General features: G+C 61.7%; 19 protein-coding genes. 8 read left to right on the plus strand and 11 right to left on the minus strand.

Features of this window, described 5'->3' with window-relative positions:
* Positions 1-409: 409 nt before the first annotated feature.
* Entirely contained in the window at positions 410-634 is a 225-nt protein-coding gene (locus ACFTE1_RS15505; protein WP_380621163.1) for a hypothetical protein, read from the minus strand.
* 175 nt (positions 635-809) lie between these two features.
* Here ACFTE1_RS15505 and ACFTE1_RS15510 point away from each other — a divergent pair, with 175 nt between their 5' ends.
* The 4 genes from ACFTE1_RS15510 to ACFTE1_RS15525 are packed head-to-tail and all read left to right on the plus strand — an operon-like array spanning position 810 to position 2,682.
* Positions 810-1,067 carry a hypothetical protein gene (locus ACFTE1_RS15510; protein ID WP_380762772.1) on the plus strand — a complete coding sequence of 86 codons (258 nt, stop codon included), beginning with the start codon at positions 810-812 and terminating at the stop codon, positions 1,065-1,067.
* Positions 1,064-2,071, plus strand: coding sequence for a hypothetical protein (locus ACFTE1_RS15515; protein WP_380621168.1), 1,008 nt, complete (start codon positions 1,064-1,066; stop codon positions 2,069-2,071). Before ACFTE1_RS15510 ends, ACFTE1_RS15515 begins: the two co-directional genes overlap by 4 nt.
* A gap of 27 nt (positions 2,072-2,098) precedes the next feature.
* A complete protein-coding gene (locus ACFTE1_RS15520) occupies positions 2,099-2,368 on the plus strand; it encodes a hypothetical protein (protein ID WP_380621170.1) in 270 nt (89 codons plus the stop codon).
* On the plus strand, positions 2,365-2,682 hold the full coding sequence (locus tag ACFTE1_RS15525; RefSeq protein ID WP_380621172.1) for a YbaB/EbfC family nucleoid-associated protein: 318 nt from the start codon (positions 2,365-2,367) through the stop codon (positions 2,680-2,682). Before ACFTE1_RS15520 ends, ACFTE1_RS15525 begins: the two co-directional genes overlap by 4 nt.
* A 457-nt stretch (positions 2,683-3,139) precedes the next feature.
* Here the strand turns inward: ACFTE1_RS15525 and ACFTE1_RS15530 are convergent, their stop codons facing one another.
* The gene (locus ACFTE1_RS15530) at positions 3,140-3,367 is read right to left on the minus strand and encodes a hypothetical protein (protein ID WP_380621174.1); all 228 of its coding nucleotides are present in this window, start codon (positions 3,365-3,367) and stop codon (positions 3,140-3,142) included.
* A 211-nt stretch (positions 3,368-3,578) separates the two neighbouring features.
* Between ACFTE1_RS15530 and ACFTE1_RS15535 the strand changes: the two genes are divergently transcribed.
* Positions 3,579-4,001 (plus strand): hypothetical protein, encoded by a 423-nt coding sequence (locus ACFTE1_RS15535; RefSeq protein ID WP_380621176.1) that lies wholly within the window; start codon positions 3,579-3,581, stop codon positions 3,999-4,001.
* A gap of 246 nt (positions 4,002-4,247) precedes the next feature.
* Positions 4,248-4,607, plus strand: a complete 360-nt coding sequence (locus ACFTE1_RS15540; protein ID WP_380621178.1) for a hypothetical protein — start codon at positions 4,248-4,250, stop codon at positions 4,605-4,607.
* 188 nt (positions 4,608-4,795) lie between these two features.
* On the opposite strand, the gene ACFTE1_RS15545 is transcribed toward ACFTE1_RS15540, so the two are convergent.
* Positions 4,796-5,719 carry a LysR substrate-binding domain-containing protein gene (locus ACFTE1_RS15545; RefSeq protein ID WP_380621180.1) on the minus strand — a complete coding sequence of 308 codons (924 nt, stop codon included), beginning with the start codon at positions 5,717-5,719 and terminating at the stop codon, positions 4,796-4,798.
* Between the two features lie 71 nt (positions 5,720-5,790).
* Between ACFTE1_RS15545 and ACFTE1_RS15550 the strand changes: the two genes are divergently transcribed.
* The gene (locus ACFTE1_RS15550) at positions 5,791-6,006 is read left to right on the plus strand and encodes a hypothetical protein (RefSeq protein WP_380621182.1); all 216 of its coding nucleotides are present in this window, start codon (positions 5,791-5,793) and stop codon (positions 6,004-6,006) included.
* A gap of 610 nt (positions 6,007-6,616) precedes the next feature.
* Here ACFTE1_RS15550 and ACFTE1_RS15555 read toward each other — a convergent pair.
* From ACFTE1_RS15555 to ACFTE1_RS15565, 3 genes are all read right to left on the minus strand, one after another.
* Positions 6,617-7,594 (minus strand): phosphotransferase family protein, encoded by a 978-nt coding sequence (locus tag ACFTE1_RS15555; protein WP_380621184.1) that lies wholly within the window; start codon positions 7,592-7,594, stop codon positions 6,617-6,619.
* Between the two features lie 335 nt (positions 7,595-7,929).
* The gene (locus ACFTE1_RS15560) at positions 7,930-8,616 is read right to left on the minus strand and encodes a hypothetical protein (protein WP_380621186.1); all 687 of its coding nucleotides are present in this window, start codon (positions 8,614-8,616) and stop codon (positions 7,930-7,932) included.
* 258 nt (positions 8,617-8,874) lie between these two features.
* A complete protein-coding gene (locus ACFTE1_RS15565; protein WP_380621188.1) occupies positions 8,875-9,333 on the minus strand; it encodes a MarR family winged helix-turn-helix transcriptional regulator in 459 nt (152 codons plus the stop codon).
* A gap of 76 nt (positions 9,334-9,409) precedes the next feature.
* Here ACFTE1_RS15565 and ACFTE1_RS15570 point away from each other — a divergent pair, with 76 nt between their 5' ends.
* Entirely contained in the window at positions 9,410-9,934 is a 525-nt protein-coding gene (locus tag ACFTE1_RS15570; protein WP_380621190.1) for a carboxymuconolactone decarboxylase family protein, read from the plus strand.
* A 256-nt stretch (positions 9,935-10,190) separates the two neighbouring features.
* Here ACFTE1_RS15570 and ACFTE1_RS15575 read toward each other — a convergent pair whose 3' ends face one another.
* The 5 genes from ACFTE1_RS15575 to ACFTE1_RS15595 form a co-directional block, all read right to left on the minus strand.
* Positions 10,191-10,772 (minus strand): dihydrofolate reductase family protein, encoded by a 582-nt coding sequence (locus tag ACFTE1_RS15575; RefSeq protein ID WP_380621192.1) that lies wholly within the window; start codon positions 10,770-10,772, stop codon positions 10,191-10,193.
* A 291-nt stretch (positions 10,773-11,063) separates the two neighbouring features.
* On the minus strand, positions 11,064-11,927 hold the full coding sequence (locus ACFTE1_RS15580; RefSeq protein ID WP_380621194.1) for a peptidoglycan-binding protein: 864 nt from the start codon (positions 11,925-11,927) through the stop codon (positions 11,064-11,066).
* 82 nt (positions 11,928-12,009) lie between these two features.
* On the minus strand, positions 12,010-12,930 hold the full coding sequence (locus tag ACFTE1_RS15585) for a peptidase inhibitor family I36 protein (protein WP_380621196.1): 921 nt from the start codon (positions 12,928-12,930) through the stop codon (positions 12,010-12,012).
* A 334-nt stretch (positions 12,931-13,264) separates the two neighbouring features.
* Positions 13,265-13,720, minus strand: a complete 456-nt coding sequence (locus ACFTE1_RS15590) for a spore-associated protein A (protein ID WP_380621198.1) — start codon at positions 13,718-13,720, stop codon at positions 13,265-13,267.
* Positions 13,721-14,435: 715 nt separating this feature from the next.
* Positions 14,436-14,654: a hypothetical protein gene (locus ACFTE1_RS15595; protein ID WP_380621200.1), complete on the minus strand. Its 219-nt coding sequence runs from the start codon at positions 14,652-14,654 to the stop codon at positions 14,436-14,438.
* Between the last annotated feature and the right edge of the window lie 13 nt (positions 14,655-14,667).

The raw sequence follows: 14,667 nt of genomic DNA on the forward strand, positions 1-14,667 counted from the left end.
ATTCGCAAGCTTCTTCGCGCTGCCCGAACACTGGAGCCTGAGTGCGTTCTGGAGTACCGGAATCGACGCGACACGACGGCTGAGGGGGGGGGTTCCGTCCCTATATGCACTCGGAATCACGATACGACCGAAACCCAAGCACGTCCTGCCCGACTAACTGCTCCCCTTTAAAGTGATCAATCAAAAGCAGGACGACTGGAGCAGAGCAGATGATGATGGTGTTCGCCCACCAAATCGAAATATAGCGACGCCACTGCCTCGGCGTCATATAAGGCTTCCAGACCTTCGGCGACAGCGGCAGCCCCCGCTTAACGGAAGGAGGCGGGCTCGGCGGCGTCGGGGGGTACTGATCGGGATTATGGGACACGGTGGGGATCACTCTCTTTCGCACGATGGGCCGACTCGGCTTCTACGAGAACAGAGAACCGACGATGAGAATGACGTACATCGTCAGCATGATGCAGAACGCGATGAGTTGGTTCCTCAACATCTTGGGCACATTCGGCCGCCAGGGTTCAGGCTGCGAAGCCGGAAACTGCTGACCGTGCTGCGGATATTGCTGAAGGTACTGCGGTTGCCGACGACCATCGGATGGCTGAGGCGCCGGATTATTCGGGTAGTTGTTCCGTTGCATTCCGCATCTTTCTCCCGTCGGGAATCCGTTTCACACTGACTGGCGTCTCCCGTCTATCATAGGCCGACGACCAGACCATCGCTCACTCCCCTGACCACAAGGAGTAATCAGGCCAGTGCAAGGTTTCAGTATGGATGTGGAGAAGTGCCGAGGCGCCTCGGAGCAATTCTCCACCATGAGCAGTGACTTCGGCCAGCTCGCCGAGTACGCGAAGGACGAAGAAGGCGATGTCCAGGTGTTCGGACTCATCGGCATGCCCCTGGCCACACAGTACTTCGACAGCGCCGAGAAGGTTCAGGAGCTCATTAAGAAGATGGAGCCAGCCGGGGAAGGACTCGGCCGCCTCATCGGCAACAGCTGCTCCCGGTATGAGAACGCAGACTCGCAAGGAGCCCAGGGAATCGGCCAGGCCGGATCGGAGCTTTCGGCATGACGGACGGAGACGGCTCGGTCATCGACTTCTCAGAGGCTCCTCGCCAACAGGAGTTCTTCGAGAACAAGGACGGCGGGTACCTCAACGACCCCGGTGGCAACGCCCTGGACGCCATCAAGGGCAACACCCCGATCTATGCCCAGATCAACAACATCAAGGACGACCTGGTCGGGAACTCGGAAGCGATCAACCGCTTGTTCGACGGGGAAGCGACCATGAGCGACGCCCTCGCTCTCACCCAAATGGTCGCCGACATCGCCCGCCAGTGCGTGGACGCCTTCGATGCTGGAGTGTCGAACGCTGACGGCCCCGACTTGGGCTACTGGGCCGCCGCCGGCGTGAAGGCCGGCCTGGACTGGCTGTTCTCCTCGGTGCAACCCATCCAGGATCTCGTCGGGACTGTCATGGGGAACCCGGAGCGCCTGAAGACGACGGCCGAGTCCTGGACGTTCACGTCAGATTCCCTTGCCACACTCGCGGAGGCCTACGGCAACGAGGCGCTGACCAACATCAAGCCCAACTGGGAAGGAGAGTCTTGCGACGCCGCCATGGTGCGAACCAGCGAGTTCGTGGACGCCGTGGGCGTAGCTTCGGTCACATCCTCTAACCTTTCCGATTTGGTCGGGCTCTTCGTCGAGTTCGCCGAGCGTGTCCAAGACCGGTTCAAACAGGGAATCGCCGACTCGGTGGCGCTCATCATCGGGGCGCTCGAGGACATCGCCAAGTACGGTTACCTGTCGATTCCCTTCATCGCGATCGACCTCTCCGTCGCGCTCATTCGCCTGTACCTCGATCTCGTCGGAATCGCTCTGCAGGTCGCCCAGATCTACCTCGCGGGCAGCCAGCTGTGCAGCCAACTCGAGCAGGTCTTCTCCCAAACCATGGACCTGTTGGAGTTCCTCTCTGGAGTCACCGAAAGGGTGGACCCGCCGGGTGAGATCATCCCCATCCCTCCGGCGCAGCCCCCGGGCAACGGCCAGGACCAGGGACCGATCCAAGTCTGACGAGCAACCAATACGGGAGTACCAGCAATGCCGGAAAACGAATTCGACATCGAGCGCATGCGCCGCCTCTCCGACACTATCGAGGCCGAGGCTGCCGCAGAAGACCGCTCGGTCGTCGTCATCTCCAAGTCGGGTAGCCGGGTCCAGGACGTCCGGTACTCGGCCCGTGCGTTCCGGCTCGGCTCCGAAGAGCTGAGCGAACTCACTCTGAAGCTCGTCAAGGAGGCCAGCGACAAGGCCGGCCGGGAGCTCAGCGAAGCGCTGATGAGCATGCGACAGAACGGACCTTCACGATGACACTGTTCGACGGAAGCGACCAGCGGGCCACCATTGAAAAACTCGAGGCCCTCCAGGCACAGGCTCGTGAGCGACTCTCGAGCCTGGAATCCGCGCACTCTCAGACCCTGGGGCTCAAGACCGTCCTGACCGACGACCAAGGTGCGGTCACAGTGACCGTCTCCGGTCGCGGCGATGTCGAAGACGTCGCCATCACACCCACCGGAATCCGGCTTCGGGAAGCATTGGGTCCAATCGTCACAGAGACGATCGCAGAGGCCAAGCAGCAGCACAACGAACGCCTCAGAAGCCTCCAGCCCCCGTCCTTGCAGTAGAACCGACGCTCGTCTACCGGAAGTCTCGTTCGCTACTGGTTGTTTCGAGTAATTCCCGATAGACGGCTATGCGGGCCGCCGGGTTGACCCGGCGGCCAGGGCGAGGCGATCGGGCTAGCGACCCTTTCTTGAGCAGGGTCGTGGACTTGGTCGAGATGCTGGTGCAGGTCGGGAGGGTCGTCACGACCTGCCTCCCTCGGGATAGACAGGACAGAAAGCGCTCGAGAGAATGAAGCGGCAGACACGGTCATCCTTGAGCGCCATTCGATCTAAGCTGGCACATGATGTCAAGGACCGCGTCTGCTTTTCTATGCGACCCAAGCCATCAGGGATCGCTACTTCCGCTCGATTCTGGAACTCAAGCGCGCCCTGGAATGAAGCGCGGCCAGGTAGCGCACCGCCGGCTTGTCGAATCTGGTCGCGACTGCCCAAAAGCGCTTGAAGCGTTCGATGGCTCCTACGCCGAGACGACGGACGTGCGCCAGCGCGCGGCCATTTCGCGGATCGCCGCCAGTCCGCCGGCGATCATCGGCTGTTCCATGCTGCCGCGCCTCACCGCAGTGAACAAACGCCGGGTCGGCACCGGATTCCCATGAATCGGCACCCGCACGACGTTGTGCTCGGTCGGAATCGGCGCCAGGCGAGAGAACAGTATTAATGATACTCGAAAATGTGAGTAGTTCATTGCAATATGGAACTATCCACCTTCTTAACGGCTATTTCTTTCTCGGGATTTCAGACACCAAAAAGGCTGTGTCGATGGTCGCTGCCCAACGATTTAATTGGAGGGCGCTGCTATCAAAAATCCGACAGAGGGCCCTGGATAGTGGCTAAGTGCCGAGTCCCGCACAACGACCTACAATCAGAATCTACCCAGATCGCATGAAAGGATCTCTATGTCCGCCAGGCAATCGATAATTGCGGTCGCTGCATTGGGCATGATTCTGATGTCAGCAGGAACCTCTCCAGCTGAGCCCTCTAACGACCTCGGCACTTCAACAGAATCGGAAGGAGCGAAATCCACTACCTCTATCGGCTCTGACCCCGTATGCGAAGAAGCTCGGAAGAAGACGAACAAGCCCGGGCCGTGCGAGACGCAGATAACCCTCAGGGTATGGCCGGTCAAATGGGTCTCGACGACGCCCCACGGCATCGGCTCTGATCAGGAGTCCCAACAGGGTGTGACTGTGGAAGACGCCCTGGAAGCGGGAAGGATCGGAACCCTGCCGTGGGATCAAACGATCGAAGCGAAGTTCTTCGGCGTATGGAAGGAGAAGCATAGTGGAACCTTCTTCTTCGATGGCAATGGAAACGTCTAGTCCACGAAGAAACAAAGAGGGCATCAAGGAAGACACGACTGTGCTGAATCGCAAGGGCAAGGGTTCGATATCACGACGATTACTTGCGATACGCAGCCGAGGAATGATCTCAGCATGCCTGCGATTTCCGAGTGGGACAAGTTCAAAGTCGAATCAAACTTCGGTCCTGTCACCTCGCATGCAAGTCACAGCATGCACGTCAACCTCTATCACGACGGAACCGTAAAAGGATACTAGGGTGAATCCATGACTACAGAAATTCAAGGATCCAAGTCAAGTGCCACTGAGATAGTCCTGTGGTTCGTCATTACCACGCTGTCCGGAGTTCTGTGGCCGGGTATCGGAATCCTCGTTGCCGCAATCGCCTCCCTGACAGGCCTTCGAGCTAGTGCGTGGTGGATAAAGATTCTGGCCTTCATCTGTGGCGCAGTGGGAATTGCAGTCAATTTCGCAATGCTTGCAGGTGGAGAGCCAGTCTTGAGGGTTGGGTTAAGAGCCTTCAAGAAGAAATCAAACCGCCTCGCCCCTCTATCAGCGCGGCGCTATAGACAACGGCAGAAGCCTGGGGCTCTGAGATCTCGGGAATTTGATCTGAGGTACGGGTGACGATGCCGGAGTGCGATTCGACCTACGCCGTCACCTCAAGTGGGGGCGGCGCTTCGCGCATCCTAAGTCGCGTTTATGAATTTCGGTCTCCAGTCGAGGATGGAGTGTGGACAGGCGGCGCACCGCCAGCTTGTCGAAGCTGATCGCCACTGCCCGGAAGCGCTTGAGCCGGCCGAAGAGTCGTTCGCCTACGCCGAGGCGGCGGAGGTGCGCCAGCGCGTGGCGATTTCGCGAATCGCTGCCAGTCCGTCGGCGATCATCGGCTGCTCCATGCTGCCGCGCCTCACCGCCGTGAACAACCGCCGGGTCGGCACCAGATTCCCATGAATCGGCACCCGCACGACGTTGTGCTCGGCCGGAATCGGCGCCAGGCGGGAGAACAGGCTCACTCCGAAGCCGTTGCACACCAGCCCCGACGTGCTCGACCAGGAATCGGCCCTGTGCACGATGTCCGGCGCGAATCCCGCCGCAGCTGCGGAACTGAGGAAAAGCTGGTCCTGGTCTATGCACTTGGGAGTGCTGATCCATTCCTCGTTCGCGGCTTCGGCCAGTTCCACGCTCTCGCGTTCGGCGAACGGGTGCCCGACCGGCACCAGCAGGTCCTCCACGTCGTCCGCCAGGAAGTGCTGCTCGAAACGCCGGTCGCTGGGAGGAGGCGTGTCATCGGTCGGATTGATGATCCCGATGTCGGCCTCGCCGGCCTCCAACAGGTGAAAGACCTCGTCCGACTCGGCCGCAGTCAATTGCAGTCGTACTCCGGGGCTCGTCTGACGCAGTTGTTTCGCCGCCGGGGCCATGTAGGCCGAGACTGTGCTGGAGAGGCCGCATATTCGCAGACTTCCCTTCCTTCCCTCGGCGAGCGCGTCCAGGTCGACTTTGGCCTGTTCCCATTGGGCGTTCATGATGTCGGCGTGTTCGAGCAGGAGTTTCGCCGCGGCGGTCAGACGAACCCTGCGGCCGTTTGGCTCCAGCAATTTGATGCCGTGCTCGTGTGCCAGCTGTTTGAGCTGGTGCGACACCGTGGAAGGCGTGAGGTGCAGGGCGAGAGCGGTCGCGGTGACCGTGCCATGCGACCGCAGAACGCGGAGGGTGTGCAGCTTCTGGTCGATCATTCGAATACCTCGCACGGTTCGATACGAAAACTTTCGTTGCTCTCGAACGATTATAGATCGACAATTGGCTCATGATCAACAGTGAGAAGTCCACCGAAGCCCGTTGCCCGATCTGCGAGCTCCGCATGAGCGAGGCAATGACCGTCGTTTCCCGCCACCGCACTTCGACCGGGACCGTGGTGTACGCGCGCTGCGAGTGCGGCCGGCTGTCCATGTGGATGGAGCCGCTCATGGTCGTCAAGAGCGCGCCTGGTCTCGCCGTGATGGCCGGCGGCCTTGCACGGTAGCAAAATGTCTGACGTCCTCTATCTAGTCTGCGTCTGACGGGTGAACGTCGAGCAACGTCGGCGCTCACCCGTCAGTTCGAACTATGGAAGGACCCGTGCCGACTATCGGAGCCTTCCCGTCATGGGCACACTCGTGGACAGGGTTCCCCATTTGCCCCGCAGACTGGAGGTCTTCGGCCGACTTGTCAAAGCTTGCCTCCGAGCCCATCGATTCTCGAACGATTGGCCTTGCTTCAATGTCGCAGTCAAGCTTGGAAGCTCGGTAGCCGGTGAGACCGCCCGAACCACTCGTCGAGAAATTACCCACCGCCAAGGGATCCGGGTACCTCGCGTTAGATCGCTTGCATTGGACAGGAACCGCTCAGTTCCTCGTTCCGCTCTTCCTTAATCTGGATCCACATGGCGATGGACGTGCACATTCCTTGTCCGCACCGATGCGGAGGCCTGCGAGAACCGGCTTGGCGGCTATGACGATCCCGACTTTTACACCGCCGACAACGGTGACCGAGACTTTTTCGGCAACCCAACGGTGGCCCAGTGAGTTTCTTGGGCCACGCTGTCAGAAAATCCGGCCTTTCACGATCCCACCCGACCACCGCGCAGTAGCCGGTTACCTGAGCAGGGGCGCGATATAGCCGCCCTTGGCATCGAGCAAGTCAGTGAGCAGGCGGCACGGGCGCCAGTCCTCAACACGTCCTTCGGCGCTGTCATGGGCGAGCCAGATGTCAAGGTCGCGGAGCTGGTCGAGAATCGCGGCACCGTGGATAAGCGCGCGACCATGAACCGGATCCATGTGACGAACTGCGATCTCGACTGCGGCAGCGCCTGCCTCCGAATCAACGGGCCGGCCTTCCTCGGATACGCACGCCTCGCATACAAGTCGGGATAGGTCGATCTCAACCGGACCGAGCACAGCGAACTCAAAGTCCAGCAGCGCAACGACCTCGCCGTCCCAGAGGGCGTTCATCAGCGCAAGATCGCCATGGTTGACAGTCTGTTCGGCCACGGGTGCGGCCCGGAAGTAGCCCTCTACTAGTTCGTGGAGCCGCGAACGCTGAGCGCTGGTCAGTCTCAGCGCGGCTTCGGCGCGTCTCACTGCCGCTGTGGCATCGCCGAGCGATGCCGGTACGTAGCCTCCGTGAGTTGCGACATGCGGTCTGAGCGACGGACTCGCATCGTACACAATATGGGCCCGAGCCCACAGTTGATGCACCGCCCGTCGTCGCTCCACTGGTGACAGCGTCGGCCATACCTCATGCAGGTTCTGGCCGCGAACCTCCGCGGACACGATCCAACCGTGGCCGTCGGTCGTGCCCTCCCCAAGGATCTCAGGGTGCCCGACCTCTCGCGGCAGAGCACGCACGAGCGCGGCCTCGCGAGCCATGTCGACAGGCGTATGCGCGATCCGCACGGCGATGCCGTCACCGACCCACGTCGCGTTCGAGTACCCGTTCGCTCGCCGCATCCGGGTGAGTTCGCCGCCGTATTGCGCCGCCACCTCGGCGGCCAAGCCCCGGACGCCGGCCGCGTGCAGCGGGTCGCGATGCTGGTCGAGCGGGTGGATATCTGTACCGGGCTCTTCTGTCATGCCAGCATTTTCCCACAGTCGTGTAGATGCCGATGCAGGGGAAACTTCGGCCGACTCTACACTTTCGACTGACCCCTTGCCGGCGAAAGGCACTGTGCGGACGTTTACTCGACCCCGTTGGGAGACGGCAAACTATCCTAGTTGCAGATGTAGCTGGCACACAATCATCGCGTCCCAGCAGGGCCTATGGATTCCAGTGCCTCAGGTGCCACCCTTCTGCCCATCGGCAGCCCCTTCGCCGGGCGGTTCTCCCACCGGCTCGCAATTCACTGCCAGAGACTCAAGACTAGAGCGAACATCCAGGCCGTCCCAGCGCTAGCAGCGGGACAGTGCCGTCAATGAATTTTCCGAAACAGCAGCGTGTCCGGGAATTCGGCAGGACGCACGAATCTTCCGGTCGAGGACAATCCGTCAAAGGATCCGAGGGCCTCTTCAGTAAGAGCAACCCAGCTGCCTCCACTATCATTTCTGTCGATCATGGCCACATCCATGAGAGTCATCGTGAACAGGGCCCAGTGAATGATCGAGAACGACAGCCTGTCGTCCTTGAATTCGACATAGGCCCCAGCGCACCTGGAAGGTTCGAAAGTTCGCAGGTATGCCTGACATGCGACCTCTGCGACCTTAGCCGTATCGCACGAGCCATGCGAGAGGGCGCTGGACAGGCCGGCCCTCAGGATCGCATCTGCCTCATGGACAAGGCCACGTCCGCTTTCTGTGGCCTGAATGTCAAAGCCCATCAGTTCATGCAGAACCGCGAGATATCCTTGGCCCGCCCGCTCGCTCATGGTTCTGATGTCGGCTGTCTTCAAGCCTCCGGGATCTATTGTCGCCCACCCGCCGTCCAGTAGAAGCTCGATTACCTCAGCCGTGGCCGCAATGCCCTTCGACACTGAAGAGACTCCCATCGTCACCATTAGACTTTCGAAGAGTTGGTCTCCGGGTTCGGGAAGATCCACGCAAGTCATCAGAGTATCGAATGCCATGACCTTCGTCGGATCAAAATACGATTCTTGCATCATCCTCCATGCGCAGAGCCGGAACCGATAGTTGGCGTATTTTTCGCTCGCCGCCTTCAATGTTGTGGCCGAAACTGCCTACCTCAGTCCAGCCCATCACAATGATCCATTCCGATCATGATGTTGGCCAGCCCGATCTCGCTGACGACAAAATCGTTGAACTGCGGCCGGACAAGTCCGTGTCGGCCACCACGACGTAATGAATGCGATTGGGCCAGTTCCTCAGGAACGGGGACGCCGCCAGGCAGCTCAAGTACCCGTTCACCAGACCGGTCGGAAGGGTGGGAGTTCGCCGTCGCCCAGGGCACCCAGGAGCGAGGACAAATTCGACTTCAAGCCGCTCAGGTCTCCGTATCCGGAGGCGACCTCGGCCTCCAAGCTCCGGAGGATCCGGCCGGCGTCCGCCATGTGCCGCCACCCCTTGTCCGTGAGGACGACCAGTTTGCGCCGCCCGCCGTCGGGATGGGGTAGACGCTCGACGTACCCGCGCCCGGTGAGGTGGTCGACTATCTGGCCCGCGGCCTGCTTGGTCACGCCGAGGTGCTGCGACAGCTCGGTCGACGTGGCCCCACCTTCCTTGAGCGCCTGAAAGGCGTAACCGTGCACAGGCCGGAGGTCGTCGTACCCGGCCTCGGACATCCGCGCGGTGAACTCTGTCAACAGCATCTGGAAGGCCATGCCGAGCTGGAAGAGCAGTTCGGGCTCCCTGGAATCGTCCATGAATCCATCTTGACACATACGAGTAAAACAGGTTTACTCAAGTAAGGAAAGCCACTTTACTCACACAGGAGTCCACATGACGTATTTCCCCGAAGTCCCCGCAGCGTCGTCCAAAGACCTGAAGGCCGTCAAGGCGAAGATCGGTTTCGTCCCGAACGCAGCCGCCCGGATGGCTCGATCCCCTGAAGTGTTCAGAGCTTTCCAGCGCCTCAACGCGGTCTTCGCCTCCACCGATCTCGCCCCCTTGGAACGCGAAGTCCTCATCATGACGGTCGCGGTGCGCAACGGATGTGAGGTGTGCGTAGCCATGCACACCGCCGAGATGGTGAGACTCGAAGCGGACGACGCGACGGTGAACGCCGTGAAAGAGCAGCGGGCCATCGGCAAGGCCAGGTTGGAGACCATGAGGCTCTTCGCCGTCGAGGCGATGGAAACCCGTGGCGAAGTGTCCGACGAGGCGATGGAGGCCTTCCTGGCACAGGGATACTCGACGGCCAACGCCCTCGAAGTCGTCCTGGGCATCGCCGCGTACACGCTGTCCACGTTCGCCAACCGGATGACGAGAGCCGAGATCGACGGCCCGTTGCGACAGTTCACCTAAAGGCAGTTCACAGCTGACCGCTAGGAGGGTCTTACGTCAATTCCGCCAATGGGGAAGAATTGCTCTTCCTGGGTTCGGCCCGAGATGCGATGGGAACCGACGACCAGTGATCTTGAGTTGAACGTGCCGCAGGTGGGGTGCCGAGGCGGATCGACGTCGGCAGCCACACCTGGAACAGCGATATGCACCCTCAGCCAGAGGCTCGCCCTTGCATCACCGTTCTTCCGTGCCTTTCTCGCATACCCACTCAGACCGGTCAACGACGCACCTGATAGCGCAGGTGGAGCACCCTATTCCCCTGAATCACCGCGTCAGGATCCTCCAACAGGTGCTGCGCGTCGACCGCCCCGAAGTAGCGCTTGCCGGACCCGAACACGACGGGTGCGACGTCCATTCTCACTTCGTCGACCAGGCCTGCGGCGAGCATCTGGCCACCGACGTCTCCGGCGGCGACCTCGACCAAGCGGTCACCCGCAAGCTCCTGCGCCTTGGCCATGGCGGCCTCGACGCCGTCGACGAAGTGAAACGGCGCCTCGGGGTCCCAACCCTCGGGCTTCGGCCGGTGCGTCACGACGACCACGTGGTCGATCCCGCTCGGAGGCGTCCCGTCCCATCCGTCCGTGAGATCGAAGACGTGGCGGCCGGCGATCGTCACCCCGACCTGGTCCCAGTACGGCCGGGTGTAGTCGTAGGATTCCTGCGAAACATTCAACTCGCCGCTCTCGTCCAGCGGGACGTCACCGTTGAGCAGCCAGTCGAACAGCGGTCCGGGCTGGTCGTTCCGGTCCGCGATGAAGCCGTCCACCGACACCGAACTGTACATGACTACCTTGCCCACGAGGTTCTCCTTTGCTTTGGGTCGCCCCCAGATTATCGTGTCGTGAGCTCTCGGACCTGCAAGAAATCAATCAACCGGCAGCGGCCGGATCTCGAGCTCGCGGCCGGGATGTTCGCACGGGAGCCACCTCCGGACTCCGACGTAGCGGCGTGAGCCCGGTGAACGACCGACTCTCGTGGCCGAAGCGGGCTTGGTCGAAGTAGCCTGTGCCATCGGCGGAGCCGCCCCAGACGATCGGTCCGGCGGGTGGGAACGCGAAAACGGTGGCCCCGGCGGGCCACCGTTCTGCGGTCAGCCGCGGTTGTACTTCTCCCACCAGGTGAACGCCACCCGGTACTCGGGAGGCGTGTTGTCGGGAGCGTGGTTGGCCAGCCCGTTCTTCCCGACGAAGTAGTCGTGGATCTGCGGCTGGGCCGGCCCGGACATATCGGTGTCGGCCACCGCGACGGCATGGATGTGATAAGGCCAGTTGCCCTGGGACGGGGTGCGCAGCCAGGCGGCGAAACCCACTTCGCGCAGGGCCTTCACGGTCCTCCACCGCTGCGCGGTCGTCAGTCCGTTCACGCTGAGGTCGACCGCTCCGCCGCCGTCGTGCGTTCCGGCGGAGGTCGGGTCGCTCGTACTGTACGACCCCTGTGTCAGGACGAGGTTCCACGACACCTTGGAGTCGGCGGCCGCCAGCATGTTCTTGGTGCGGGTGTTGACCTGCATGCCGCTGTAGGAGTCGGTCCGGGTACCGATGTCGATCACGCGGCTCACGGAGAAGCCCGAGTCCTGGCCGAGCCGGTTCAACGAGGTGGGACCGGGCAGCCCGTTGGCGTCCAGACCGCTGTAGCCGAGGGCGCGCTGCCATGCGGCATAGGCGTTGACGGTCGAAGACCCGTAGTGTCCATCTACATAGGCCGAACTGAGGTGTCCCTTGGAGGCCAGGCCGTCCTCCACCGCTTCTACGTGGGGCCCGGCGTTGAGGGTCGTGTCCTGTCCGGCCTTGGGCGGGTCCACCGTCGCGGCCACGACGACCAGCTCCATGTTCACCGTGGTCTGGGCGTTCGCCGGTGAGCCGAACAGCTGGGGTACGGCCACCGCGCCGGCGGCGGCCAGCCCGGTGGTGAGCAGCCGGCGACGAGAGAAGGCCGGCGATTGCGGATCGTTCATTGTGTGCTCCTCGTGAGGTGTGGTGGTGTCGGGAGTGCGGGGCCCGCACCGCACGCGGCACGGGCCCAGTGTCGAGGGTGTTCTACGAGAACTGGCAGCAGATGTTGTATCCCCTGGCCTCCCAGAAGCCAGTGGGGTTCGGGTTCTGCAGGTTGGGGTCGCCGACGCTCTTGGCGGCGGCGGTGTGGCGGCCGCTGCGCATTTCCACGTGGGTGTGCGCCGCGCCGGACGAGCTGACGCCCCTCCAGTCCTCGATGCCGATCTTCTGCCCCTTGGAGACCCTGTCTCCGGGAGAGAGGCCGTTGTTCGGGTTCAGGTGCAGGTACACGATCGTCTTATTGAGGTTCGAGTTGTAGATCGCCAGCGTGGACAGGCCTCCCGAGCCCCGGTAACCCTCGGTCTTGCGGGTCACGGTGCCGGAGACGGGCGCGTACACGGAGGAGCCGACGCTGAGGCGGACGTCGGTGCCCTCATGGCGGCCCGAAGTGTTGAGGTAACCGTCGAAGTACGCGGTGACCCTCGCCGAGGTCGAGTGGTAGGTGCCGTAGCTCAGTGCGTCACTGGCCTTGCCGCTGACGCCGAACCGGTGCCCGGCGTTGTCATTCTTGAGCGCCGCGCGGAGGTTCGCCTTCGCACCGGGGCTGAAGTTGTCGATCGCCCCCTTGTACCCGCTCTTGTAGAAGATGGTGACGTACTTGCCGGTGCGGTTCCACGCGGAGGCGGCGTTGTTCTTGACGCACTGGCCCTTTCCCGCGCCGGAACCCTTGTACTCGTAACAGGTCGGCTGAGAGGCTCCGTAGTTGGTGACGGACCCGGCGAAGTCGCTCACCGAGCCCTGGTTGCCGCTGTTGTAGTAGAGGCAGAACTCGCCGGACTCGCAGACGCCGTTGCGGGCGGTGGCGGCCGACGCCGGCGATATCGCGGAGAGACCGGTGGCCAGGCCGACCAGGGTCGCGAGGAGCAGCGCCAGAAGGCGCGGTCGCTTCGATGGGATGTCTTGCATGTTCCCTCCTAGAAACGGACGGTGTGGGGTTCGGATCGTGTCGTCTTCTGGAACTCGGGGCTCACGTCATGTCACCCTCCTTTGATCGGCGATGGGCTGCGGCCACCCGCAGTGGCCATTCCATCGGCGGTGCCGCAATCGGGCCTTTTCGACGAGCCCGAATACGGACACGTACTTCCCGGACATGGCATGGTCGGCATCAGTGCGGGCGGAGCCGGAGTAGGAGAAGGAGTCCTCGCCTTCGTCGGTACCGCGAAGTTATCGACGGCGAGACGGCTCGACTTGCACATGGAGTCTCGAAGCCCGCCGTGCACGGCTCGCACCGTCCGATGCGTCAGCCGCAATGGGCTCCACTGAGGTTCCAGCTGACGAACTCCGTCTGGAACAGCTCGTCGGCGATGTAGCCCTTGACGTCCACGCAACGCCCGGACATGTCGACGCTGGCAGAGGTGTATACAGGGCCGGCGTACGACAGGTAGCGACCCTCATCGGTACCGCCGGGCGAGGCGACCGAACCCCCGGTGGGCTTGATCTGAACTCCCATGCCGTGGTGGGACCCGGTGTCGCTGCTGGTGTTCACGAGGACCGCGCAGTTCTGCCGGTAGGAGCTGGAGTAGTACACCTCCAGACGCCCGGAGTGGCCGTTGCCGGACTTGTCGTAGCTGCCGACGAGTCCGAAGGAGGAGCCGCAGACGTTCGCTGCGGCGGCGGTGCCGGTGAGCACCGGGGAGAGAGCGAAGGCCGCGCCGAGAGCGGCGGCGGCGACGGCGAGGCGACGGAATTTCTTCAAGGCGGTTCTCCTGGTCAGAGCGGGGTCGGTTCTTGAAGGTCCTATTGAGGCTGTCGCTGTCCAAATCCATTGGGAGACTTGGAATCAGGTGCCTACTGTATCGGTGTGCCGGAAGGTGTCAAGGTGTCGAGCCGTTCTCCGTCTAGATCGGAGGAGGCTCGCGTCCGATCCGGTCGGCCCGGAACGGAGTCCTGTAGTGAGCCCGAACTCGTCGGTTCGGTCATTCTGAGTATGCCGATGCGACAGGAGTCCTGTCTATATGACATAAGTCACATTTTGTGGCTACTCAGGCGTCCGTGCAGGCCACTAGCTGGTGTTTTATCCGTATAGACACCTGAAGGTTTCTTGTCAGACACTGACCCTAGAATGAAGTTTTACTCAAACGAGGGGTGTCGATACCGCCCGGAATGCGCTCGCCTCGGCAATGAAATTTGCATCCATTATGGAGCGTTCTCCCCACGTGAACACGTTGACGGTCCTTCAATACTGATCTCCATGACTCCACCAGATCCATAACGGACATTCCATGATGGGCCTTGATCGCGCGAGGCACCAGATGAAGTGGGATTCCGAGCGGATGGAGCGGAACCGGCAGGGAAGGGCGCGGTGAACCATCATTGGAACCCAAAAAGGAACTCGCTCAGATCGCTTGTGTGCTCGCCTGTTGTCGACGACGCGCGGTCCGAACTCGAAGCCGGTTCCAGCTCTGCGAACTCTAGAACGAGAAGAAGACCATGAGAGGGTAGACGGCGAAAACGATGTTAATGGTGATCATCCCGGTGCGAACCGCACTGGACGCCTCTCGCAATAGAGTGCACGAGAGCCATATGGCGACAATGACGCCGATGCCCGGAATAACGAGGTTCGACGCGGTCGTGCCGATGATCCACAGCGCGTTTTCAAGCCGGCCTACCGCCGTTCTCAAGTCATCCATCTGATTCTCCATC

Source organism: Salininema proteolyticum, from assembly GCF_042685645.1.
Taxonomy (GTDB): domain Bacteria; phylum Actinomycetota; class Actinomycetes; order Mycobacteriales; family Micromonosporaceae; genus Salininema; species Salininema proteolyticum.